Source organism: Nocardia sp. NPDC057227, from assembly GCF_042669725.1.
In the GTDB taxonomy this organism is placed as follows: Bacteria; Actinomycetota; Actinomycetes; order Mycobacteriales; family Mycobacteriaceae; genus Nocardia; species Nocardia asteroides_A.
This window is the reverse complement of the sequence record NZ_JBHUXA010000005.1, coordinates 45,999-70,131: the sequence shown is the minus strand read 5'-3', so window position 1 is coordinate 70,131 and position 24,133 is coordinate 45,999. Positions and strand designations below refer to the sequence as shown.

General features: G+C 72.3%; 19 protein-coding genes and 1 pseudogene. 15 read left to right on the top strand and 5 right to left on the bottom strand.

Annotated elements, in window-relative coordinates:
* Positions 1-5: 5 nt before the first annotated feature.
* The 3 genes from lepA to ACFUJ1_RS09905 all read left to right on the top strand — a co-directional run bounded on the left by lepA (position 6) and on the right by ACFUJ1_RS09905 (position 6,255).
* The gene (lepA, locus tag ACFUJ1_RS09915) at positions 6-1,895 is read left to right on the top strand and encodes a translation elongation factor 4 (protein ID WP_378644421.1); all 1,890 of its coding nucleotides are present in this window, start codon (positions 6-8) and stop codon (positions 1,893-1,895) included.
* Between the two features lie 202 nt (positions 1,896-2,097).
* Positions 2,098-4,317 (top strand): hypothetical protein, encoded by a 2,220-nt coding sequence (locus ACFUJ1_RS09910; protein WP_378644420.1) that lies wholly within the window; start codon positions 2,098-2,100, stop codon positions 4,315-4,317.
* A 132-nt stretch (positions 4,318-4,449) separates the two neighbouring features.
* On the top strand, positions 4,450-6,255 hold the full coding sequence (locus tag ACFUJ1_RS09905; protein WP_378644418.1) for a dynamin family protein: 1,806 nt from the start codon (positions 4,450-4,452) through the stop codon (positions 6,253-6,255).
* 25 nt (positions 6,256-6,280) lie between these two features.
* Here ACFUJ1_RS09905 and ACFUJ1_RS09900 read toward each other — a convergent pair whose 3' ends face one another.
* Positions 6,281-8,239, bottom strand: a complete 1,959-nt coding sequence (locus ACFUJ1_RS09900) for a glycoside hydrolase family 15 protein (RefSeq protein ID WP_378644753.1) — start codon at positions 8,237-8,239, stop codon at positions 6,281-6,283.
* Positions 8,240-8,370: 131 nt separating this feature from the next.
* On the opposite strand from ACFUJ1_RS09900, the gene ACFUJ1_RS09895 reads away from it, so the two are divergent.
* Entirely contained in the window at positions 8,371-8,595 is a 225-nt protein-coding gene (locus ACFUJ1_RS09895; protein WP_378644417.1) for a hypothetical protein, read from the top strand.
* 141 nt (positions 8,596-8,736) lie between these two features.
* Here ACFUJ1_RS09895 and ACFUJ1_RS09890 read toward each other — a convergent pair.
* Positions 8,737-9,758, bottom strand: a pseudogene (locus tag ACFUJ1_RS09890) (M48 family metallopeptidase).
* Positions 9,759-9,827: 69 nt separating this feature from the next.
* Here ACFUJ1_RS09890 and ACFUJ1_RS09885 point away from each other — a divergent pair.
* From ACFUJ1_RS09885 to ACFUJ1_RS09845, 9 genes are all read left to right on the top strand, one after another.
* The gene (locus ACFUJ1_RS09885) at positions 9,828-9,917 is read left to right on the top strand and encodes an Ms4533A family Cys-rich leader peptide (protein WP_357021258.1); all 90 of its coding nucleotides are present in this window, start codon (positions 9,828-9,830) and stop codon (positions 9,915-9,917) included.
* A gap of 157 nt (positions 9,918-10,074) precedes the next feature.
* The gene (locus ACFUJ1_RS09880; protein WP_378644415.1) at positions 10,075-11,133 is read left to right on the top strand and encodes a sulfate ABC transporter substrate-binding protein; all 1,059 of its coding nucleotides are present in this window, start codon (positions 10,075-10,077) and stop codon (positions 11,131-11,133) included.
* A gap of 123 nt (positions 11,134-11,256) precedes the next feature.
* Positions 11,257-12,105 (top strand): sulfate ABC transporter permease subunit CysT, encoded by an 849-nt coding sequence (gene cysT, locus ACFUJ1_RS09875; RefSeq protein ID WP_378644751.1) that lies wholly within the window; start codon positions 11,257-11,259, stop codon positions 12,103-12,105.
* A complete protein-coding gene (gene cysW, locus ACFUJ1_RS09870) occupies positions 12,102-12,908 on the top strand; it encodes a sulfate ABC transporter permease subunit CysW (protein ID WP_378644413.1) in 807 nt (268 codons plus the stop codon). Before cysT ends, cysW begins: the two co-directional genes overlap by 4 nt.
* A complete protein-coding gene (locus ACFUJ1_RS09865) occupies positions 12,905-13,894 on the top strand; it encodes a sulfate/molybdate ABC transporter ATP-binding protein (RefSeq protein ID WP_378644412.1) in 990 nt (329 codons plus the stop codon). The genes cysW and ACFUJ1_RS09865 overlap by 4 nt, the downstream gene beginning before the upstream one ends.
* A 134-nt stretch (positions 13,895-14,028) precedes the next feature.
* Complete coding sequence (locus ACFUJ1_RS09860) at positions 14,029-15,033, top strand: diiron oxygenase (RefSeq protein ID WP_378644410.1); 1,005 nt, start codon at positions 14,029-14,031, stop codon at positions 15,031-15,033.
* Position 15,034: 1 nt separating this feature from the next.
* Positions 15,035-16,627: an FAD-dependent oxidoreductase gene (locus ACFUJ1_RS09855; RefSeq protein WP_378644409.1), complete on the top strand. Its 1,593-nt coding sequence runs from the start codon at positions 15,035-15,037 to the stop codon at positions 16,625-16,627.
* Positions 16,628-17,218: 591 nt separating this feature from the next.
* The gene (locus tag ACFUJ1_RS09850; RefSeq protein ID WP_378644407.1) at positions 17,219-19,450 is read left to right on the top strand and encodes a hypothetical protein; all 2,232 of its coding nucleotides are present in this window, start codon (positions 17,219-17,221) and stop codon (positions 19,448-19,450) included.
* A gap of 140 nt (positions 19,451-19,590) precedes the next feature.
* Positions 19,591-20,388: an HAD family hydrolase gene (locus ACFUJ1_RS09845; RefSeq protein WP_378644406.1), complete on the top strand. Its 798-nt coding sequence runs from the start codon at positions 19,591-19,593 to the stop codon at positions 20,386-20,388.
* Positions 20,389-20,391: 3 nt separating this feature from the next.
* On the opposite strand, the gene ACFUJ1_RS09840 is transcribed toward ACFUJ1_RS09845, so the two are convergent.
* Complete coding sequence (locus ACFUJ1_RS09840; RefSeq protein ID WP_378644404.1) at positions 20,392-20,802, bottom strand: VOC family protein; 411 nt, start codon at positions 20,800-20,802, stop codon at positions 20,392-20,394.
* A gap of 93 nt (positions 20,803-20,895) precedes the next feature.
* Between ACFUJ1_RS09840 and ACFUJ1_RS09835 the strand changes: the two genes are divergently transcribed.
* Positions 20,896-21,852 carry a helix-turn-helix transcriptional regulator gene (locus ACFUJ1_RS09835; RefSeq protein ID WP_378644403.1) on the top strand — a complete coding sequence of 319 codons (957 nt, stop codon included), beginning with the start codon at positions 20,896-20,898 and terminating at the stop codon, positions 21,850-21,852.
* Here the strand turns inward: ACFUJ1_RS09835 and ACFUJ1_RS09830 are convergent.
* On the bottom strand, positions 21,825-22,502 hold the full coding sequence (locus tag ACFUJ1_RS09830) for an SGNH/GDSL hydrolase family protein (RefSeq protein ID WP_378644401.1): 678 nt from the start codon (positions 22,500-22,502) through the stop codon (positions 21,825-21,827). The genes ACFUJ1_RS09835 and ACFUJ1_RS09830 overlap by 28 nt on opposite strands.
* A gap of 102 nt (positions 22,503-22,604) precedes the next feature.
* Between ACFUJ1_RS09830 and ACFUJ1_RS09825 the strand changes: the two genes are divergently transcribed.
* On the top strand, positions 22,605-23,213 hold the full coding sequence (locus ACFUJ1_RS09825; protein WP_378644400.1) for a TetR/AcrR family transcriptional regulator: 609 nt from the start codon (positions 22,605-22,607) through the stop codon (positions 23,211-23,213).
* A 169-nt stretch (positions 23,214-23,382) separates the two neighbouring features.
* On the opposite strand, the gene ACFUJ1_RS09820 is transcribed toward ACFUJ1_RS09825, so the two are convergent.
* The gene (locus ACFUJ1_RS09820) at positions 23,383-24,132 is read right to left on the bottom strand and encodes a sirohydrochlorin chelatase (RefSeq protein WP_378644398.1); all 750 of its coding nucleotides are present in this window, start codon (positions 24,130-24,132) and stop codon (positions 23,383-23,385) included.
* Between the last annotated feature and the right edge of the window lies 1 nt (position 24,133).

Sequence of the window (24,133 nt, the reverse complement as noted above, 5' to 3'; positions counted from 1 at the left end):
GGACGATGGAGCCCGTTCGCCGCAGCCCAGAGCCGAGGAGTGGAGTGCCCGCCAGCTTTGCCGACACCACGTTCACCGATCCGTCCAGGATCCGGAACTTCTGCATCATCGCCCACATCGATCACGGCAAGTCGACGCTTGCCGATCGGATGCTGCAGCTCACCGGGGTGGTCGAGGAGCGGCAGATGCGCGCGCAGTACCTCGATCGGATGGACATCGAGCGCGAGCGCGGGATCACCATCAAGGCGCAGAACGTCCGGCTGCCGTGGCAACTGGACGGCACCGACTACGTCATGCACCTGATCGACACCCCCGGCCACGTCGACTTCACCTACGAGGTGTCGCGCGCACTCGAGGCCTGCGAGGGCGCGGTGCTGCTGGTCGACGCCGCGCAGGGCATCGAGGCGCAGACGCTGGCGAACCTGTACCTGGCGCTGGACAAGGACCTGACGGTCATCCCGGTGCTGAACAAGATCGACCTGCCCGCCGCCGACCCGGACCGCTACGCCGCCGAGATCGCGCACATCATCGGCTGCGAGCCCGGCGACGTGCTCCGGGTCTCCGGTAAGACCGGGATCGGCGTGCCGGAGCTGCTGGACGAGGTGGTCAGGACGATTCCCGCGCCGCAGGGGCAGGCGGACGCCCCCGCGCGCGCCATGATCTTCGACTCCGTCTACGACACCTACCGCGGCGTCGTCACCTACGTGCGCGTGGTGGACGGCAAGCTGACCCCGCGCGAGAAGATCAAGATGATGTCCACCGGGGCCACCCACGAGCTGCTGGAGATCGGCATCGTCTCGCCGGAGCCGAAGCCGACCGCCGGGCTCGGCGTCGGCGAGGTGGGGTACCTGATCACCGGCGTGAAGGACGTGCGGCAGTCCAAGGTCGGCGACACCGTCACCGCGGCCCGCAACGGCGCGGCCGACCCGCTCACCGGCTACCGCGAGCCGCGCCCGATGGTCTACTCCGGGCTCTACCCGGTGGACGGCTCGGACTACCCGAACCTGCGCGACGCGCTGGAGAAGCTGCAGCTCAACGATGCCGCGCTGACCTTCGCCCCGGAGACCTCGGTGGCGCTCGGCTTCGGCTTCCGCTGCGGCTTCCTCGGGCTGCTGCACATGGAGATCACCCGCGAGCGGCTGCAGCGCGAGTTCGACCTGGAGCTGATCTCCACCGCGCCGAACGTGGTGTACCGGGTGGAGCTGGAGGACGGCGCCGAGCAGGTGGTGACCAACCCGTCCTTCTGGCCGGAGGGCAAGGTGCGCTCGGTGTACGAGCCGGTGGTGAAGTGCACCATCATCTCGCCGAGCGAGTTCATCGGCTCGATCATGGAGCTGTGCCAGGCCCGCCGCGGCGAGCTGGGCGGAATGGACTACCTCTCCGAGACCAGGGTGGAGCTGCGCTACACGCTGCCCATGGCGGAGATCATCTTCGACTTCTTCGACTCGCTGAAGTCGCGCACCCGCGGCTACGCCAGCCTGGATTACGAGGAGTCGGGCGAGCAGGTGTCGCAGCTGGTCAAGGTGGACATCCTGCTGCAGGGCGAGGCGGTGGACGCGTTCAGCGCCATCGTGCACCGGGACGCCGCGCAGGCGTACGGCCACAAGATGACCACCAAGCTGCGCGAGCTCATCCCGCGGCAGCAGTTCGAGGTGCCGATCCAGGCGGCCATCGGCGCGAAGATCATCGCGCGCGAGAACATCAGGGCCATCCGCAAGGATGTGCTGGCCAAGTGCTACGGCGGCGACATCAGCCGCAAGCGCAAGCTGCTGGAGAAGCAGAAGGAAGGCAAGAAGCGGATGAAGACGATCGGCCGGGTCGAGGTGCCGCAGGAGGCCTTCGTCGCCGCGCTCTCGTCGGACGCCACGGCGGACAAACCGAAGGACAAGAAGTAGCTTCGTACCGTCGGTCCGGTAATCCCGTGCGAAACGGGGCTTTCGTTCAACTCCCGCCTTTGGCAAGGTAGGGGTGCTCACCACAACCGAGCGCTGCGAGCGGCGGAGAATATGACAGCTCCGGGCCCGCGAAATAGGGTGGGGCCGACTCCGCGGGACGCCCGGTGTGGTGCGCCGCAGGAAATCGAGAGCTGGAGCTTCAATGACGCGTGATCTGCCGTTCGACGACGACGAGACGGGCGAGCGCGGGGGCGGGGACACCGCATACCGTGTGGCCAACGGCGTCGCGCGCACCGCGCGCGCGGGCGCCTACGTCACCGGCGGGGCGCTGGTCGCCGCCAACGGCGGCGGCGTTCCGGCCCAGCCGGGGTCGGAACAGCACCTGGACAGCTGGAATGCGGGCTGGGCCAGGAGCAGCGACCCGGATCCCGACGTCCCGAGCCCGGTACTGACCTTTCCGGACCCGGGTCCGGCGGGCACCGCGCCGCAGCCGGTCGCGCACCCGAGCCCGAACGCGCCGGCCCCGTTCCCGGCGACCGAGGCCACGCTGCCCGTGCCCGGGCTCCGCTTCGGCACGCCGCCCGGCGGCACCGACAGCATGGTCGCAGGCATCCCGCCCACCCCGGGCTGGGAGGGTGCGACGACGCCGGGGGTCGACGTCGGCCACGCGCCCGGCGCGGGCCAGATCCCGCTGACCCCCGGCTGGGACTCCGCCGCGGTCGGCCCGACCCCCGGCTGGTCCGGGCACGAGTTCGAGCTGCCGGGCACCGGCACGCCGCTCTTCCAGGCGCCCGAGATGCCGAGCTGGTGGGAGGGGATCGGCGGCGGGCCCGACGACGACGACCAGGCCGACGGTTTCGGTCTCCCCGCCCACGGCCTCGGCCAGGCCGGGCACGGATTCGGCACGGGCGACATCACTTTCACCGCGCCGGGAGCGGATCCGCTCGGCCTGACCCGGATGTCGGACGCCGACGCGGTGCGCACCGAGGACGGCTTGCACGAGCACCACGACTCCGGCACGCCGGGAACGAGTTTCGGCGGCGGGCTCTTCGACGGGATCGGTAGCGACCCGTTCGGCGTCTACCTCGGCGTCGAGGCGGGGGCGGAGATCGACACCCACTTCACCGTCGACTTCGGCCTCGGGCCGCAGGGCGCCTACCTCTACACCGATCTGCGGGTGGAGGCCTCCGCCGGGGTCACGGTGCAGACCGCCGCGGGCACCGGCATCGGTGACCAGCTCGACCGCTTCGGCGAGTGGCTCGGCTCCACGCCGGGCGGCGGGCGCACCGGCACCGAGGGCGCGCTGCCAGGGGCGAGCGGCTCCGGGCTGAGCTCCGGGCTCGGCGGCTCCGGCGCCCCGGCGAGCCCGGGCTTCGGGCCGCCGCCGGTCCAGGCCGCCGTCGCGCCGGCGCCGCAGCCCGCGCCGGTCGCACCCGCCGCGGTGCCGATCGCCGTCGCCCCCGCCGTCGTCGCGCCGCCGGTGGTGGCCGCGACCCCGCTGCAGACCACCATCCAGCCGGATGCCGCGAGCACCCCGATCGCCAACGTGCTCGCGCCGCCGCCGGGGCCGTCGCCGCTCACCGCGCCCGCCGCCGACCTGCCGCTGCTCTTCCCCGCCGTGGTGCAGCCGCCGCTGCGCCCGGAGCCGAGCACCCCCGTCGGCACCGATCACACCGCGCCGCACCCGGATCCGGCCGCTCCCGGCACCGGGCTGCCCACCACGGTCACCCGGACCACGGTGCAGGCGCCATCGGCCGAGCCGAGCACCCCGCCCACCAGGCCCGGCGCCGAGACCGGCGTGACCACCAAGCCCGCGCCGACCACCCTCCCGGACGTCACCGTCACCCGGACCCCGCCGACCGGCGACACCGACCCCACCCGCCCGAGTCAGGGCAGCACCGCCCCGAGCGTCGACGTCACCACCCCCGGCGGCGGCGCGGGCAGCACGGCGCCGACCGCGCCGACCACCCGCCCCGAAGCCCCGACCCGGCCGAGCACCCCGGACCAGCAGCCGGAGCCGGGCCGCCCCACCACGGGCGGCGGGCAGACCGGCTCGCCCGGCACCGGAAGCCCCACCGCGGGCGGCGACAGCGGCGGACCTGGCACCGGTTCGGCGCCCACCGTCGACCTGCCGACCAATCCGGCGCCGACCGGGGTCAAGCCGCCTACCGCTGATCAGCCCGGTACCCTTCCGACCGTGGACAATCCGTCCATCCCGGCGCCGCCGAACCCGGCCACCCAGCCGAAACCGAGCGCGCAGGGCATCGCGGACGACGGCCACGCGCACTGGTGGCAGCTGCCCGCGCTGACCGATCACGCTCCGCACACGCTGGCGGCCAGCGAGTTCGGCACCGCGTCCGGGTTCGGCTACGGTGACCCGCTGCACCCGCTGCCCGACGACCACCACGGCCCGCTGCTGTAGGCGCGCTGTCCCGGGAGCCGGACCGAGCGGTTTCGTACCGCGCCGCTGCGAACGGCGGTCCGATGCACCACTATGGCTGGAAACATCGCGGCGCCGGTCGGCATCGCGACGATCGAGAGTGAGGAGACCGGCTTGTCTGCCGTAGCCGGGCTTGAGGCAGCGACGGCGAAGAATCCGGAGGTCATGGCGCCGCTCATCCGGATCCTCGAGGATCTCAGGGAGACGGCCCGGTTCGCGGGGCGCGAGGATCTGAACGGCCGCATCGGCATGGCGCTGGCCAAGCTCAGCGATCCGCGGGTGCGGCTGGTCGTGGTCGGCCGGCCCAGGTCCGGGATGAGCACCGTGGTGAACAGCCTGATCGGGGCCCCGGTGAACGTCACCGACGGCAACGGTGTCCCGGTGATCGTCGAGTACGGGCTGGAATCGGCTGCGACGCTGGTCAAGTCGACCGCGCCGGGGCGAACCGAGCGCACCCCGATCGACCCGCGCGGCGCCGCCGCCGCGCTGGCGGCCACCGACGGCGTGGTCCGGATCGAGTACACCGAGCCGAGCCCGTTCCTCGCCGACGGCATCGTCCTGATGGACGCGCCCGGCTCGACCGGCGACGACCACATCTCCTGGTCGATGATCGCCGCCGCCGACGCGGTGCTCTACGTGACCGACGCGGGCGCCGAGTTCGACGCCGAGCAGCTGGAGCGGCTGGACCGCATCCACCGGGTCTGCCCGACCGTCATCTGCGTGCTCACCAAGATCGACCAGTACCCGCACTGGTCGAATGTGCAGCAGCGGAACCGGGACCTGCTCGACTCGGCCGGGCTCGGCCTCGCGGTCGCCCCGATCTCCGCGCAGCTGCACCTGGACGCGGTCGCCGACGGCGACTACCACCGCGACATCGAGTCCGGGCTGCCGCAGCTCGTCGACCACCTGCGCGACTTCGTCGTCGCCCGCGCCGACGTGGTGGCGCGGGACGCCGCCATCGGCGACATCCGGCTGATCGCCGGGCACCTCGAGGGCTCGCTGCGCACGGAGCAGGAGACGCTGCGCGACCCGCGCAGGCGCGCCGAGATCACCCGGCGACTATCCCTGGCCAGGGACGAGGCCGACCAGCTTCGGCAGCGCACCGCCAACTGGCAGGTGACGCTGGTGGACGGCAGCACCGAGCTGATGGCCGATATCGAGCACGACCTGCGGCACCGGCTGCGCAGCCTGGTGCGCGACGCCGAGGCCGAGATCACCGATGCCGACCCGGCCAAGCGCTGGAAGGAGTTCGCCGCCGACCTGGACGCCAGGATCTGCGAGGCGGTCGAGGAGAACTTCGTGGTCGCGCACTACCGCTCGGTGGAGCTGTGCGAGCAGGTGGCGGGGAAGTTCCCGGCCCACCACCGGATGCCGCCGCTGCCCGACCTGCGGCTGGCCAACCCCGGCGAGGTGCTGGAGGAGGTGGCCCCGCTGGAGCCGCTGGAGAGCGGCAAGCCCGGCGTCACCCAGCAGTTCCTCTCCGCGCTGCGCGGCTCCTACGGCGGCATCCTGATGGTCGGCCTCGCCACCAGCCTGCTCGGCATGTCGCTGGTGAACTGGTACTCGGCGGGCGCGGGCGTACTGCTCGGCGTGAACGCGCTCTGGGACGACCGCAAGGCGCGCAAGCAGCGCCGCCGGGCCGAGGCGAAGGTGGCGGTATCCCGGCTCATGGACGACGTGGTCTTCCAGGTCGGCAAGGAATCCAGGAACCGGCTGCGGGCGGTGCAGCGCGCGCTGCGCGACCACTTCACCGAGCTGGCCACCGAGGTGCTCCGCGGCGCCGACGAGGTGCTGCGGGTGGCCTCGGAGGCCGACGGCCGCTACGGCCACCGCCGCGCGGAGCGCCTCGCCGAGCTGGAGCGCCACCTCGACGAGCTGCGCGGCGTGCGTGGCCGGGCCGAGGCGCTCGCGCCCTTCTGACCCGGCGCTCGCGCCCGCCGGCCGGTCAGCGCGCCTGCGCGGGCGGGGAGTGCGCGGGCTGGAAGTATCCGGCGTCGCGCGTCTGCTCCGCCCGGATCACGTGCGTGACCGCGTTGATCAGCGCCAGGTGGGTGAAGGCCTGCGGGAAGTTGCCGAGGTGCCTGCCGCTGCGCGGGTCGATCTCCTCGGCGTAGAGCCGCAGCGGGCTGGCCAGCCCGAGCAGCCGCTCGCAGAGGTGCTTGGCCCGCTCCAGCTCGCCGATCTCCACCAGCGCCGAGACCAGCCAGAACGAGCAGATGGCGAAGGAACCCTCCGCGCCGGAGAGGCCGTCGTCGGTGGTTTCGGTGTCGTACCGCAGCACCAGCCCGTTCACGGTGAGCCGGTCGGCGACGGCGAGCACGGTGGCCCGGATCCGCTCGTCGTCCGGGGGCAGGAAGCGGACGAGCACCGCGAGCAGCAGCGAGGCGTCCAGGGTGTCGCTGCCGTAGGCCTGGGTGAGCACGCCGTCGGCGTTCACGCCGTTGGCAAGCACATCGGCCTTGATCTCCTCGGCGAGGCCGAACCACTCGGTGGCGTGCTCGGCCTGGCCGTGCAGCTCGGCCAGCCGGGCGCCGCGGTCGAGCGCCACCCAGCACATGATCTTGGACGAGGTGAAGTGCTTCGGCTCGCCGCGCACCTCCCAGATTCCGCGGTCCGGCTCCCGCCAGTGCTCGATCGCGGCCTGCACCTGCCGCTCCAGCAGCGGCCACAGCGTCTCCGGCACCTGCTGCCTGGAGCGCACGTGCAGGTACACCGAGTCGAGCATGGTGCCCCAGATGTCGTGCTGCACCTGGTCGTAGGCGGCGTTGCCGATCCGCACCGGGCGCGCGCAGTCGTACCCGGCCAGGTGGTCGAGGGTGCTCTCGCTGATCGTCAGCTCGCCGCCGATGCCGTAGAGCACCTGCAGCGGAACGGGTTCGCCGTCCGGGCCGGTGGCGACGTCGTTGAGGAAGGCGAAGAAATCGTCGGCCTCGCGGTCCAGCCCGAGGGTGTAGAGCCCCCAGAGCGCGAAGCTGGAATCGCGCACCCAGCTGTAGCGGTAGTCCCAATTGCGTTCACCGTGCGGGGTTTCCGGCAGCGAGGTGGTGCCCGCGGCCATCAGCGCGCCGGTCGGGGCGTAGGTGAGCCCCTTCAGCGTGAGCGCGCTGCGCTGCAGGTAGTTGCGCCACGGGTGGTCGGGGAACTTGCCGAGGGTGATCCACTGCCGCCAGCTCTCGATGGTGGCCCACATCTTCTCCGCCGCCTCGGCGTAGCTCTTCGGCGCGGGCAGCTCGGACCAGGTGAGCGCGACGAACACCTCGTCGCCCTCGACCATCCTGGTCCGCGCCCGCGCCTCCCTGCCCTCCAGCCCGAGCCGCAGGTCGGAGGTGAGCGTCAGCGTCGGCCCCGCCGCCGGGTCGGCGGCCATGGTCGCGGTCGCCTCCTCGTAGACCTTGCCGGTGTACTCCCACTGCGCGGCGGCCCGGTGGTAGTCGAAGGCGGGCTCGCAGCTCATCTCCAGCTCGACGGTGCCGTTCACGCACTTCACCGTGCGCAGCAGCATGTGCTCGGCGTCCCAGTCCATCGGGGTGCGCCGGTGCGTGCGGCTGCGCTGGTCGTTGTTGTGCCACGGCCCGAGCACCAGCGCGTCCCGGACGATGAGCCAGCCGGTCTCGGTCTGCCAGGTGGTCTCCAGGATCATGCCGCCGGGCAGGTAGCGCCTGGCGGCGGGGACGTTGCGGCCGTACGGCCCGATCCGGAAGTGCCCGGCGCTGCGGTCCAGCATGGCGCCGAAGATGCTCGGCGAGTCCGGGCGCGGCACGCACATCCACTCCACCGCGCCGTTGCTGGCGATCAGGCAGGTGGTCTCGCAGTCGCTGAGGAAGGCGTAGTCGTCGATCGGCGGGTAGGCGCCGTAGCGCCTGGCCTCGGTGGTCGGGCTGAGCAGCGGCACCTCGCCGCCGATCGCCGCGGCCGGTAGGGCCGCGGCCGGGGGCGAATCGCTGAGCGCGGTCTGGTCGGGGTGATCGGTCGGCGCCATACCCCCCATGATGCCGGGTCGTTCCCGGTACCGGCGGTGACCACTAGGCTGGGGGCGTGGAGCAGATCGCAGGCTGGTGGGACGGGTTCGAACTCTGGGTGGCGGGGCTGCCGTTCATCCCGCAGTTCGTCGTCGTGCTGCTCGGCATGGTGCCGATCAGCGTCGCCATCGCCATGGGGCTCGACCGCACGCTGCGCGCGGTGCTGCACCTGCTCGGCCGGGACAGCAAGCCGGAGCAGGCGGAGACGCCGGGCGCCTCCGCCCCGGCCGGGGTGCGCTGATGCCGCGCTCGCGGGTGCAGCTGGCCCTGGTCGCGCTGCTGGTGCTGATCGTCGTCGCCTGGCTGATAACCCGCTGACCAGCCGCCCGCTGACCGGCTGCCTGCTGACCAGCTGCCCGCTGACCAGCTGCCCGGCTTACCCCTACTTCCCGCCCAGCCGCCGGCTCAGCCCGGCCACCGTCTCGCTCACCGCGCCGCCGAGGTCGCGGCCGAGCCCGCGCACCATCGTGATCAGCGGGTCGTCGGACTGGTCGAAGTTCTGCCGGTAGGTGCGCGCCGCCTGCTTGATCTCCTCGGCGATCCGCACCTCGGCGTCCTGCTCGCGGCGCGGGTACTGCCCGGCGAGCACCCGCTCGTACTCGCCGCTGTGGATCCAGCGGCGCAGCTCGGAGGCGCGCAGCACCGAGAAGGGGTGCGTCTGGAGCTCCAGGTTGAGCAGCTTGAGCACGCCGTCGCGCAGGTCGCCGGAGCGCTCGTAGTCGTCGGCCTGGGCCAGGAAGGCGCCGAGGTTCATCTCGCTGACCAGCGCGCCGCCCGCGGTCTTCATGTGCACCCGGACCGACGCCTCCACGTCCTGCCCGCAGAGCAGCCCGGCCCGGTCGCCGGAGAGCTCGGACTTGCGGCTCCACTCCATGAGCGCGGCCACGATGGCGCGCAGCGCCCAGCCGCCGACCGGCATCCAGCCCAGGTTCGCGCTCACCCGGATCAGGTGCATGAGCATGGTGCGGTAGACGGCGTGCCCGGAGAGCGCGTGGCCGAGTTCGTGCCCGATCACGAAGCGCAGCTCCTCCAGGTCCATCAGCTCGACCAGCCCGGTGGTCAGCACGATGAAGGGCTGGTCCATGCCGATGGTGTAAGCATTCGGTTGGGGGTCTTGCAGAACGAACATCTCGGGAACGTTCGGGCATCCAGGATCTCGACACAGTCCTGGCGCAGCTGGTGCAGCGTGCGGAACTGGCGCTCGTCCACCCGCACCGCCGTCGCGAGGTAGAGCAGCCGGTGCCTGCGCTCGCGCAGCAGCCCCGATACCGTGCGCAGCACGGTGTCGAACCCGGCCAGCGAACGCAGGGTCACCAGTGCGGTGCGGTCGGCCGGATGCTCCCAGGCGCGGGTGCTGATGCCGGGCAGGCGGGTGCGGAGCCGGTCCGGAGAGGCGGACGACATGCGGTTTCCCCCGATCATGTGAAACTCGTTCGAATCGAATAGCTATCGATGCTCTGCTACAGTCTGCCCGTGTCTCCGAGTGCCGTCCCGCAGGTCCGCCATGAATTGGCGTTGATCGCTGTCGGCAACCTCGCGGTCGCCGATATCCTCTGTCGGTGATCTGCGGGGTCACCGTCGCGTCCGTTCGATGAACCGGCGCGCATCCGGCGACGGGGCTCCGGAATCAACGGATCGTTTCGCGATCCGGCGCGTCGTCTCGGATGTCCACCGCACCCCAGCAACCCCGTCGCGGTGGATCACACAGGAAGGTCCAGCGATGTCTCGCAGGTCGTTGTTCGCCGGTCGTACCCGGTCCCGTCGCAAGCCGCTCGCGATCGCCCTCACGGCGCTCGCCGCCGTCGCGCTCACCGCCTGCGGTGGCGGCGCGAGCGATTCCACCGAAGGCGGGGGCGCCGACGGCAGCGGTGGCACGCTGAACCTCTACGCCTACGCCGTGCCGAAGCCCGGCTTCGACAAGGTGATCCCCGAGTTCAACAAGACCGACGCGGGCAAGGGTGTACAGGTCCAGCAGTCCTACGGTGCCTCGGGCGACCAGTCCCGCAAGGTCAAGGACGGCGCCGCCGCCGACGTGGTGAACTTCTCGGTGGAGCCGGACATCACCCGCCTGGTCGACGCCGGGCTGGTCGACGCCAGCTGGAACGCGGGCGCGGACAAGGGCATCCCGTTCGGCTCCGTGGTCGCCATCGTGGTGCGCAAGGGCAACCCCAAGGGCATCAAGGACTGGGACGACCTGCTGAAGCCCGGCGTCGAGGTGGTCACCCCGAACCCGTTCAGCTCGGGCTCGGCCAAGTGGAACCTGCTCGCCCCGTACTCCGCCAAGTCCGACGGCGGCAAGAACCCGCAGGCCGGGCTGGACTACCTGAGCCAGCTGGTCTCGCCGGAGCACGTGAAGGTGCAGCCGAAGTCCGGCCGCGAGGCGACCGAGACCTTCCTCCAGGGCACCGGTGACGTGCTGCTGAGCTACGAGAACGAGGCCATCTTCTCGGAGCGCAACGGCGACCAGATCGAGCACGTGATCCCGCCGGTCACCTTCAAGATCGAGAACCCGATCGCGGTGCTGAAGAACAGCCCGAACCTGGAGAAGGCGAAGGCGTTCCGCGACTTCCAGTTCACCACCGAGGGTCAGCGCGCCTGGGGCCAGGCCGGCTTCCGCCCGGTCGACCCGGCGGTCGCGGCCGAGTTCAAGGCCGATTTCCCCACCCCGACCAAGGAGTGGACGATCGCCGACCTCGGTGGCTGGAAGGCCGTCGACAAGGACCTGTTCACCGCGGAGACCGGCAAGGTCGCCGTCATCTACGACAACGCGACCAAGTGACGTCGTGACTCGGAGCACACGGGATACCGAACGATCGTGACCGAGAGCAATGCAGCCGGAGCCGGGCGTGAGCCCGGCTCCGGTGTTCCCGACAGTGTGCCCGCCCCCGCGCCGGGTCCGGCGGTGCTCACCGAGACCGCGCCGGGGAAGCCGCGGCGCGACCTCTCCTGGCTGAAGGTGACCGGGTCGATCGGCCCGCTCGGCATCGGCACCGCGGTGCTGTGGCTCAGCATCATCGTGGTGCTGCCGCTGGCGGCGCTCACCGTGACCTCGTTCGAGCACGGCTGGTCCGGTTTCTGGGACGCGGTGACGGCCCCGGCCGCGCTGGACTCGCTGCGCATCACCGTGATCGTCTCGGTGATCGTCGCCGTGCTCAACGTGGTGATGGGCACGCTGGTGGCCTGGGTCCTGGTCCGCGACGACTTCCCCGGCAAGGGCGCGGTCAACGCGCTCATCGACCTGCCGTTCGCGCTGCCGACCATCGTGGCCAGCATCGTGCTGCTCTCGCTGTACGGCCCGGAGAGCCCGGTCGACATCCACCTCAACGCCACCCAGCCCGGCCTCGTCGTCGCGCTGGCCTTCGTGACGCTTCCGTTCGTGGTGCGCGCGGTGCAGCCGGTGCTGATCGAGGCCGACCGCGAGGTGGAGCAGGCCGCGCTCTCGCTCGGCGCGAGCAACTGGACCACGTTCCGGCGGATCGTGCTGCCGACGCTCACCCCCGCGGTGCTCAGCGGCGGCGGCCTCGCCTTCGCCCGCGCCATCGGCGAGTACGGCTCGGTGGTGCTGATCGGCGGCAATATCCCGCGCAAGACCGAGATGGCGTCGCAGTACATCCAGAAGCAGATCGAGATCGACCGGCAGGTGAACGCGGCCGCGGTGTCGGTGGCGCTGCTCGCGATCTCGTTCGCGTCCCTGCTGCTGCTCCGCCTGCTGGCCGAGCGCAGCTCCCGGCGGGAGGCGGCGAGCCGATGAAACTCTCTGTTCCGGCGAAGCTCTCGCTGCGCGTGATCGCGCTGGGCTACCTCTTCGTGCTGCTGGTGCTCCCGCTGCTGGTCATCCTGTGGCGCACCTTCGAGCGCGGCATCGGTGAGTTCTTCAGTTCGGTGACCACCCCGGCCGCGGTCTCGGCGTTCCAGCTCTCGCTGATCATCCTGGTGATCGTGGTTCCGGTGAACGTCGTCTTCGGCATCGTCACCGCGCTGGCGCTGGTGCGCGGCCGGTTCCCCGGGCGCAGCCTGGTGCAGGGCATCGTCGACCTGCCGTTCGCGGTCTCGCCGGTGGTGGTCGGCGTCTCGCTGATCCTGCTCTGGGGCGTCGGCGGCTGGTTCGGCGGGCTGGCGAACATCGGCATCAACGTCATCTTCGCGCTACCCGGCATGGTGATCGCGACCATCTTCGTGACGCTGCCGTTCGTGGTGCGCGAGGTGGAGCCGGTGCTCCGCGAGATCGGCGACGAGCAGGAGCAGGCGGCGGCCACGCTCGGCGCCAACGGCTGGCAGACCTTCTGGCGGATCACGCTGCCCGCCATCCGCTGGGGGCTGACCTACGGCGTCGTGCTCACCGTCGCCCGCTCGCTCGGCGAGTTCGGCGCGGTGATCATGGTCTCCTCCGCGCTGCCCGGCAAGTCGCTCACCCTGACCCTGCTGGTGCACGGCCGCTACATCAACGACCACAACGTGTTCGGCGCCTACTCCGCCGCCACCGTCCTGATGGCGCTCGCCCTGATCACCCTGCTGCTCATGACCCTCCTCGACCGCAAGCGGAGCTCCCGATGACGATCACCGTGACCAACGCGAACAAGCACTACGGCACGTTCGCCGCGCTGGACGACGTCACGCTGGAGATCCCCTCCGGGGAACTCACCGCGCTGCTCGGCCCCTCCGGCTCCGGCAAGTCGACGCTGCTGCGCTCGATCGCCGGGCTGGAGTCGCTCGACTCCGGCGTGGTGGTGATCGCCGACCGCGACGTCACCCGGATCCCGCCGCAGAAGCGCGACATCGGCTTCGTGTTCCAGCACTACGCCGCCTTCAAGCACATGACGGTGCGCGACAACGTGGCCTTCGGGCTGACCATCCGCAAGCGGCCGAAGGCCGAGATCAGCAAGCGGGTGGACGAGTTGCTCGGCATCGTCGGGCTGGACGGCTTCCAGCACCGCTACCCGGCGCAGCTCTCCGGCGGGCAGCGGCAGCGCATGGCGCTGGCCCGCGCGCTCGCCGTCGACCCCAAGGTGCTGCTGCTGGACGAGCCGTTCGGCGCGCTGGACGCCAAGGTCCGCGCCGACCTGCGCAAGTGGCTGCGCCGACTGCACGAGGAGGTGCACGTGACCACGGTCCTGGTCACGCACGACCAGGAGGAGGCGCTGGACGTCGCCGACCGGATCGCGGTCATGAACAAGGGCCGGATCGAGCAGGTCGGCAGCCCGGAGGACGTCTACGACCGGCCCGCCAACGAGTTCGTCATGTCCTTCCTCGGCGAGGTGGCCCGGCTCAACGGCCACCTGGTGCGCCCGCACGACATCCGGGTCGGCCGCGACCCGGGCATGGCGCACGCCGAGAACGAGGGCACCGCCGAGTCCGCCGGTGTCACCCGCGCCACCGTCGAGCGGGTGGTCCGGCTCGGCTTCGAGGTCAGGGTGGAGCTCCGCAACGCCGCCACCGGCGACCTCTTCGCCGCCCAGGTGACCAGGGGCGACGCCGAGGCCCTCCGCCTGGCCGACGGCGAGACGGTCTACGTCCGGGCGACCCGGATTCCGGAGATCTAGGACGCGATTTCGCGGCGCGGGGCGGGGTACGTCATGACGTACCCCGCCCCTCTGCTGTCGGCAGGTTGACGTTACCCCGTGTAGGTGTAACCATGGGGAACAGTTAAAGCCGACTACGAGAGGCAGTGACGACGATGTCGACAGCCGAGAAGCCCTTCGCGGATACCGACCTCGCGCGGGCCAACGAATACGCCGCGAAGCTGCTGCTGTTGTCGGAAGGGTCGGTCAACAAGAACTTCGACCCCTTCGATGACATCGACTGGGACAACCCGGACTTCGCCGCCGACACCGGCGAGGACCGTTGGATCCTGCCGCCCTCCGCCGACCCGCTGGGCAGGCACCCGTGGTACCTCGCGCTCCCGAAGGAGCGGCAGATCGAGATCGGCAAGTACCGCCAGGCGAATATCGCCAAGGTCGGGCTGCAGTTCGAGGCCATCCTGATCAGCGGCATGATGCAGCACGTCTTCGGGCTGCCGAACGGCTCGCCGGAGTTCCGCTACTGCTCCCACGAGATGATCGAGGAGCACAACCACACCCTGATGTTCCAGGAGATGGTGAACCGGATCGGCGTCGACGTGCCCGGCATGGGCCCGCTGGTCCGCCAGCTGCGGCACCTCGCGGTGCCGGTCGCGGTGAACTTCCCGAACCTGTTCTTCATGGCGGTGCTGGCCGGCGAGGAGCCGATCGACCACATCCAGAAGGACATCCTGCGCTCCACCGACGACATCCACCCGATCATGCGCGGCGTCATGGCGATCCACATCGCCGAGGAGGCACGGCACATCTCCTTCGCGCACGAGTTCCTCGAGCAGCACGTGCCGGAGCGCAACGCGCGCCAGCGCTTCGTGCTCTCGCTGGCCATGCCGCTGATCATGTGGATCCTCGGCCGCGCCATCGCGACCCCGCCGCGCACCTTCTTCGACGAGTTCGACGTGCCGGAGTCGGTGCGCAAGGAGCTGTTCTACGGCTCCGACGAGGCCAAGAAGGTCTTCGCCGACTACTTCGGCGACGTGCGGATGCTGGCCGAGAAGATCGGCATGATGAACCCGATCTCCCGGCGGCTGTGGAAGGCGCTCGGCATGAACGGCCACGTCACCCGGTTCCGCTCCGAGCCGCTGCGCCTGGTGAAGACCGCCTGACATGCCCTACGTCGTCACCCAGTCCTGCTGCAGCGACGCCTCCTGCGTCTACGCCTGCCCGGTGAACTGCATCCACCCGACGCCGGACGAGCCGGACTTCGCCACCGCGGAGATGCTCTATGTCGACCCGGCCGCCTGCGTCGACTGCGGCGCCTGCGCCTCGGCCTGCCCGGTGGACGCCATCACCTCGTCGAAGAAACTGACGCAGGAGCAGCAGCCGTTCATCGAGATCAACGCGGATTTCTACCGCCAGGCCCGGCCGCGCCCGCTGCTGGCCCGGCCGGTGCCCGCCGCGCGGATCGAGACCGAGCGCAGCCCGCTGCGGGTGGCGATCGTCGGCTCCGGCCCGTCCGCCATGTACGCGGCCGACGAGCTGCTCACGCAGCCGGACGTCGCGGTGACGGTGCTGGACCGGCTGCCGGTGCCGTACGGCCTCGCCAGGCACGGCGTCGCGCCGGACCACGCCAGGACCAGGCAGGTGAGCGCGCTCTTCGACGTGATCTCCGCGCAGCCGGGCTTCGGCTCCTACCTGAACGTCGACATCGGCGCCGACATCGCCCCGGACGAGCTCCGCGACCACTTCCACGCGGTGATCTACGCCGTCGGCGCCTCCACCGACCGCAAGCTCGGGATTCCGGGGGAGGGGCTGCCCGGCACCGTCTCCGCCACCGACTTCGTGGCCTGGTACAACGGCCACCCCGACCACGCGCACGCCGGGTTCGACCTGGATCGGCGGCGCGCGGTGATCGTCGGCAACGGCAACGTGGCGCTCGATGTCGCGCGGATCCTCACCGCCGACCCGGAGACGCTCGCCGCCACCGATATCGCGCCGTACGCCCTGCGCGCGCTGCGCGAGAGCAGGATCGAGGAGGTGGTGGTGCTCGGCAGGCGCGGCCCGGCCGAATCCGCCTTCACCGTCCCGGAGTTCGTCGGGCTGCTCGGCGCCGACGTGGACATCGTGATCGATGGCGAGCTGCCGCCGATCACGCCGGAGCTGCCGTACCGGGTCGAGCAGAAGCTGCGGCTGCTGCACGAGGTGGCGAAGCGCCCGGTCGGCGCGCGGCGGCGGATCGTCTTCCGCTACCTGGCCGCGCCCACCGAGATCGTCGGCACCGACCGGGTCACCGGGCTCGAACTCGCCCGCACCGCGCTGACCACCGGCGCCGACGGCCGGGTGGCCGCGGTGCCCACCGGCGAGGTCGAGCGGCTCGACGCCGGGCTGGTGCTCACCTCGGTCGGGTACCGGGGTGTCGCGGTGCCGGGGCTGCCCTTCGACGAGGTGCGCGGGGTCGTGCCGAACGAGGCGGGCCGGGTGCTCACCGAGCCGGGCGGGGCGCCGGTCACCGGCAGCTATGTCACCGGCTGGATCAAACGCGGCCCGACCGGGTTCATCGGCACCAACAAGTCGTGCGCGCAGGAGACGGTGCGGCAGCTCGCGGCGGACTTCAACGCCGGGCTGCTCGGCACGCCGCCGCGCGGCGCCGACGAGTTCGACCGGCTGGTCCGGCTGCGAGCGCCGCGAGTCCGGCCGGGCGGCGCGGCGCTGCCCGTGACCAAGCGGTCGCGGTTCCGGAGCCTGCTCACCCAGGGCTGATCGGGCGAGTTCCGCAATCCGGGGCGGGCAGCCTGCGCGATTCAGCCGCGATCTACGGGCTATTTGCCGGTTTTGCTGGCCTGACATGTCGATTAGGTGACGAAAATCGCCGGATCTCGCGCTCCGGGCGTACGATCGGCAATGGGTCAGCTACTCCCCCCAAGTGCTGCCCCGCATCGCGGCTCGAACCCCCCTGCGAGCCGCGCTTCGAGTAGGCGCCGCCGCACGTCCCCCCAAGGCCGGGGGCGCCACTTTCGTCTGTGGCTATCTGTTGGCTACCGACTGGTCGGTCATCACGGCTCGCCTCGTTCGCGGGTGGGTTTCGCGCCGCCGCCCTCGATCGCTGATCGTTAACCAGCTTCCGTCCGACACGCTCGAACAGTTAAACGAGCCGACCGGTCCGAATGCGCTCTCCGCTGGGGTTTTGGCTGATCGCACGAACCGGTCGGCCTAAAAATGCGGTGCGTCATACCAATTCGGCATGTGCCCGGAGTCGGAACAGCTAACCTGTAGTGGCTGTGCGGAAGACGACCGCGGCCACACGGGTATCCGGTGTGCTGGACGTGGTCACGGTGCGTTGACGGGATGGCGATGACTACTGGCGTGGGGATCTGCATGGGCTCGGCGACCTCGGTGACGGCTTCCGTCACCGCTGGGCAACCGCAGCCATCGGTGCGGGTACGGCCCACGACGGTCTCCTTCGACAGCCGCGGCACCGCCGGGATCGGCGCGCCCGGCGTCGCCAGGGTCGGCGCGACCGCCGAGATCAGCGGTTCGGCAGCAAATTTCGCGGATCTCACCGTCGAGGGCGAGCCGCTGGTCGTCGGTGGGCGGCTGTGGACGCCGGCAGCGCTGATCGTCGCCGTGGTCGGCGATCTGCTGCGTGCGGAGCCGCCGCGGGCCGGGGTGGTGCTCGCACACCCGGCGATCTACGGCGCCGACGAAATCGCCAGGCTGACGCAGGCGCTCGACCTCGCCGGGGCCGGGCACGTGCTGCCGGTTCCGGAGCCGGTCGCCGCGGCCGAGTGGCTGGAGTACGAGACGGGGCCGCTCACAGCGGGTTTCGTGCTCGTCTACGATCTCGGCGCCACCAGTCTCGACCTCGGCATCGTCCGGGTCGGCGCGGACTGGCCGGACCACCCGCTGGTCGGATCCCCCGTGCGCTCCCGCGATTTCGGCGGCGAGCCGCTCGGCGCTCGGATCGCCGAGCGGGCGTACCGGCGGCCCGGCGCGCCGGGCACCCGCGGAGTCGACACCGAAGGGCTGCGCGCGGAACACATCCGGGCGACCTTCCCGCTCGTCCTCGACTGCCTCGCGAGCAGCGGTGTCGACCGATCCGAGTTCACCGGCATCCTGCTGGTCGGTGGCGCCGCCCGGCCGCCCGAGGTCGCGCGCACCCTCGGCGAGCTCGGGCTGCCGGTACTCCGCGGCGCCGATCCCGGCCACACCATCGCGCTCGGCGCCGCGCGGTTCGCGGCGCGCACCCTGGCGCCGCCTGCGCGGCGGGCCGAGCCCGTCGCGCACGTCGGGGTGTTGTCCAGCGCCGTACTGGTCTCCGCGCTGGCCATGTCGGCCGCGACGGTGTTCGGTGGGCCTGCGCCGCAGTCCGCGCCCGGGCTGGATCGGTTCCCCGGGGTGGAGGGGCAGTTCGGGATGGGGCAGGGGATCGCGCGGGTTCCCGTCGCCGGGGCCGCGCCGGTGGTCGGCGGTCGGGCCGTGCCGTATGCGGGTGGGGCGCCGATCGCCTTCGGCGGGTCGGTGGCGGCGCCGGTTCGGGTGTACGGGCCGCCGCTAACGCCGGTCTCGCGTTCCGGGAGGGGCGGGGACGGGGCGCCGCGGACGGTACCGAGCAGCGGTGCCTGTGCGAACCCGGCTCGCTTCACGAATTCGCTGCCCTTCCTCGAGCACTTCGGGTTCGGCCCGCACGGGCGCGGTGGGATCGGGCCGGAGCTGGGTGTCGTCGGACTTCCGTCGGCCGGGGCGGTGCCGCCGGACGGCGGGGCGGGGTCCGGCGGCACCGCCGGCGGGCAGGCACCGGCCGGGGTGAGCGCCGACGCGGCGGGGACGTCGGGAGCGAGTCCGGCCGGTGGTCCCGCTGATGCGGGCCCGGGTGGTGAGCCCGGTGGTGGCGACAGCGCGTCCGACGGCTCGGGCAGCGGCGGTCCGCCCGGGGGCGACTCGGGTGGCGGCGACTCGGGCAGTGCTGATTCCGGCAGCGGCTCGGGCAGCGACGGCCCGAACGGCGCCGGCTCGGGCGGCGCTGCGAGCAATGACGGGTCCGACGGCGGTGCGGGTGACGGCTCCGATGGCGGTGCCTCGGGTGGCGGTGGTTCAGGCAGCGAAGGCTCGGGTGGCGGTGCCTCGGGTGGCGGTGGTTCAGGCAGCGAAGGCTCGGGTGGCGGTGCCTCGGGTGGCGGTGCCTCGGGCAGCGGCGGCTCGGGTGGCGGTGCCTCGGGCGGCGACGGCTCCGATGGCGGTGGCACGGGTGGCGACGGCTCCGATGGCGGTGGCACGGGTGGCGGTGATTCGGCCGGCGGCGGCTCGGGTGGCGGTGGCACGGGCGGCTCCGGCTCGGGCGGCGGCACGGGCGGGAACTCGAACGGCGGCCGCACGGGCGACGGCGGGTCCGGCGGCAGCGGCTCGGGGCGCGACGGCTCGAACGGCGGTAGCGCCTCCGGCTCCGACAGCGCCGGACCGGGGAACGGCGGCTCCGGCAAGGCCGGCTCCGGGAACGGCGGCTCCGGCAAGGGCGGCTCGGGCAGGGGCGGCGGCTCCGGCGGCTCGAACTCCGGCGGCTCGGGTGGGGGAGGCTCCGACCGGTAACAACCGGTCGGGGGCCGCCGGACATCTCCGGCGGCCGATCCCGGCCACCCGCGGCGCTCGTCCGAGGTGGGTCCGGTCCAGAACCGGATCGTCGAGGGAAAACTCCGGGCGCGCCCGGGTGGCCGGGGCAGAATGAAGGGGTGGACGCTACGGGGGAAGAACCGCGCCTGATCGCGCTCGACGTCGACGGCACCCTGCTGAAGTCCGGCTCGCCGGTGAGCCGCCGGGTGGTCGACGCCGTGCGCGCCGCCGTCGCCGCGGGCGCGCACGTGGTCGTGACCACCGGCCGCTCGATGCTCTCCGCGGCGCCGGTCCTCGCCGAACTCGGCCTGCTGGAGGGCCACGCCCTCTGCTCCAACGGCGCCGTACACCTCGACGTCGCCCGCGGCGAGGCACTGGCGGTCGCCGACTTCGACCCGCTGCCCGCCATCACCGCGCTGCGCGCGGGCGCGCCGGAGATGGTGCTTGCGGTGGAGAAGGTGGGCGTCGGCATGTGGGTCACCGGCGACGGCCCGACCGATTACCCGCTCGGCCACGTCCGGGTGGTCGACCACGCCCTGCTCGGCAGCGAGCACACGCCCCGGCTCAGCGGCTGGTGGCCCGGCGGCACCGACGAGCAGATGGCGGAGCTGCTGCGCGAGTTCGACGTGCCGGGCACCGGTTGGATCCACGGCGACTTCGGCCCCTGGCTCACCGTCTCCAGGCACGGTGTCTCCAAGGGCTGGGCGCTGGAGCAGCTCAGGCAGACCCTGGAGGTGCCGCCGGAGGCGACGCTCGCCATCGGCGACCACCTCAACGACCGGGAGATGCTGGCCTGGGCCGGGCACTCGGTCGCCATGGCCAATGCCCCCGCCGAGATCAGGGCGGCCGCCGACGAGGTGACCGCCGACGTGCTCGAGGACGGCGTCGCCCTCGTCCTCGAGCGCTGGTTCCGCTGACCCCTACGCGGGCCCGGTCCTGGCCAGGATCTCCGCGTAGTGCGGGTTGCTCATCAGCCCGAGCACGTTGCCGAACGGGTCGACCACCGAGGCGGTGACGAAGCCGGTGCCCTCGCCGCGCGGGGTGATCGGGTCGTAGAGCGTGGCGCCGAGCTCGAGCAGCCGGTTCAGCGTCGCCTCCAGGTCGGTGACGGCCCAGTTGGCGATGGCGCCGCCCGGCCCGTTGTGCGCTCCGGCCGGCGCGTACGCGCGGTTCACGATGCCGAACTCCGCCTGGTAGTCGCCGATCCGCCACTCGTAGTAGCCGCCCGCCACGGTGAAGTAGGGCGCGGTGCCCAGGAATTCGGTGTACCAGTCCTTGGCCGCCTCCAGGTCGTCGGCGTAGAAGGTGAGCGTCGCCAGTCCGCGCAGCATGTCGTTCTCCTCGGGTCGGGATTCGGTGTCGGTTCCCATCCTGCGCGGTGAAGTGCTCATCTTCTGCGCACTTTTCCGGGCAGGATGGGAAATATGCGAGCGGACAGATTGGTAGCCGTGCTGCTGCTCATGCAGACGCGCGGCCGGGTGACGGCGGCCGAGATCGCCGCCGAACTGGAGATCTCGGTGGCGACCGCCCGGCGCGACCTGGAGGCACTCGGCCGCGCCGGGGTGCCGGTGTACCCGCAACCCGGGCGCAACGGCGGCTGGCAGCTGGTCGGCGGCGCCCGCACCGACCTGACGGGTCTCACCGCAGGCGAGGCGAGGGCGCTGTTCCTGCTGGCCGGCCCCGCCGCGGGCGGGGTCCCGGAGGGCCGCTCGGCGCTGCGCAAGCTGGTCCGCGCCCTGCCCAAGACCTTCCGCGGCGACGCCGAGGCCGCCGCCGACTCGGTCGTGCTCGACCCGGCGGGCTGGGGCGCGCACGCCGCCGCCGCCCCGCCGCTCGTGGCCGCGGTCCAGGACGCGGTGATCCGCCGCGACCGGCTCCGCCTCGGCTACCTGCGCAGGGGCGAGCAGACCAGCCGGGTGGTCGACCCGTGGAGCCTGGTCGACAAGGACGGCATCTGGTACCTGATCGCGGGCACCGACCGCGGCCGTCGCACCTTCCGGCTGGACCGGGTGACCGCCGCCGAGCCCACCGGCGAGACCTTCGATCGCCCCGCCGATTTCGACCCGGCGGCGGCCTGGCGCGAGACGGTCGGCGCCATCGAGCGGCGCAGGGCCGCCGAGGGCGCCACCGTGCTCGTCGCCGCGCACCTGGTCCCGGTGCTGGAGCACCAGCAGGGCAGACACTGCACGGTCATCGGCCCGGACGGCGACGGCCGCGTGCGGGTGCGGATCACCGCGCCGACCCCGCGGATGATCGCCCAGCAACTGGCCGGCTGGGGCACCGAACTCGAGGTCGTCGAGCCGGAATCGGTGCGCGCCGAGCTCGCCCGGATCGGCGCCGAGCTGGTGGCCCGCTACCGCGGGACGGCCTCCAGCTCCTGAGCCAGCCGCTGCACCACCGCCGAGGCCAGCGCGGCGTGCCCGCCCATGGAGAAGTGGATGAGGTCGGCGCTCATCAGGTCCGGGCGCAGCCGGATCGGGTGCGGCCACAGCTCAAGCAGCACCGCGTCGTAGCGCGCCGCCACCGCGCGGATCACGTCGTTCAGCGCCGCCATCCGCTCGCGCATGCCGCGCATCGCCCGCATCTGCTCGCGGTCCCAGACATCGGTCAGGGTGAAGGCCGAGATCCGCGTTCCGCGCACCGCGAAGGCCGCGAAGAGCGCGTCCAGGTTGGCGTGCGTGGCCGTGAGATCCGGCTCCGGCACGAAGAGGTCGTTCCCGCCGCACACGATGTGCACCAGGTCGGGCTCGAAGGCCAGTGCGGGGCCGAGCTGTTCGGCGAGCACCTCCGCGCTGGTGGCGCCCTTGCGGCCGGTGTTCAGGTAGGCCAGCTCCGGCCGGACGCGGCGCAGCGCGTCCGCCACCCGATCGGCCCAGCCCGCGTCCCGGTACCCGGGCGTGGAGTCGCCGATGCCCTGCGCGATGGAGTCCCCGACCACCGCGAAGCGGTGCCAGGGCGCGTCCGCGAGCAGCGCGGCCGCGGTCTGCACGGTGAGCAGGGCGGGGTCGTCGGCTTCGGTGAAGGTCTGCATGGGGCTCCGTCCCGAGATCAGAAAACAACACGAACGATCGTGCGTAAAATGACAGTACGATCGTTCGTGCTTTCGGACAAGGGGTGGCGCACAATGGGCTCCGTGAACTACGACCCGCCGGCCGAACCGGCGCCGCCCGCCGCCGACGGCAGGCGGGCCAAGGGCGACCGCGCCCGTGCCGCCATCGCGCACCGCGCGGCCGACATCGCCTCGGTGGAGGGGCTCACCGGGCTCAGCCTGGCCCGGGTGGCGGACGAGCTCGGGCTCAGCAAGAGCGGCGTCGCCACCCTGTTCGGCACCAAGGAGGCGCTGCAGCGGGCCGCCGTCGCCGCCGCCCGCGCGGTGTTCGTGGAGCACGTGGTCCGGCCCGCGCTGGTCCACCCGCGCGGCGCGGCGCGGCTGCGCGCCCTGGTCGACGCCTGGTTCGCCTTCATCACCGCGCCGGTGCTGCGCGGCGGTTGCTTCCGGGTAGCCACCCTGGCCGAGTTCGACAGCAGGCCGGGTCCGGTGCGCGATGCCGTCGCCGCCGACCACCACGAGTGGCTCGGCTTCCTGGCCCGCCAGATCGGCCACGTGCACCCGGACGCCGAACCCGAGCTGCTCGCCTTCCAGGCGGACGCCCTGGTCGCCGCGGCCAACACCGCCAACCAGCTCGGCGACGCAGCGAGCGTCGCCGCCGCCCGCACCCTGGTGGACCGGCTCATCGGCTGAGCCGGAGCGGCCCGGCATCGGAGAGTGGGGTCGCGCACGGCGCGCTGCTCAGCCCCACCGCGGCCGTCGCGATCTCGAACGTCGAGCGCGGCCGGGTACCGCGCTGGTGCTGGTGCGCGCCGCCTACGTCGGGCTGCTGCGCTGAACCTGCCCGGTGAACCGATGCGGCTCAGGCGGAGCGGAGATGCCGCTCGACCACGGCGGTGTCGTAGCGGTTCCAGATCAGCTCGGTGAGCGCGGGGTGCACGCCGAGCGCCCCGGCGTGCGCGAGATCCGTTGCCGCGGCGGCGATCCGATCGGTGAGCAATCCGGGCGCCAGAAAGTACGGGGCGACGACGATGTGCCGCGCGCCACGGGCGAGCAGCCGTGCCCGCGCCACCTCGACGCCGGGTTCAGTGGTGGCGAAGCAGATCTCGGTGCGCCAGCCGGTGCGCGCGGCGAGCTCGTCCGCCACCTGCCCGGTACGGGCATTGGCCGCTGCCGAAGAGGCGCCGACGGCGGCGACGATCACGCCGGGATCGCTCGCCGCCCGCAGCTCCCGGACGCGATCCGCGAGCGCATCGACCAGCCGGGTATCCGGCCCGAGCACCTCGGCCTGGTCGACCCGGAGCAGCGGGTGCCGCTGCCGCGCGGCGGCGAGCAGCCCCGGCAGGTCGACCCTGGCGTGGAAAGCACTGCCGAGCAGCAGCGGAACCACCACGGCGTGCCGATGCCCCGCCGCAGCGACGGCGTCGAGCACCCGCTCCACCGACGGCGCGTTGAGGTCGAGGAACGCGGCGCGAACCGGATACCCCGGCCGCGCGGCGGCCACCGCGTCCATGACCGCGCCCACCGTCGCCGCCGAGCGCGGATCCCTGCTCCCGTGCCCGACCCCGATCAGCACCGGCGCCGACCGGTTCGAGCCGGGCCGAACCCGCACC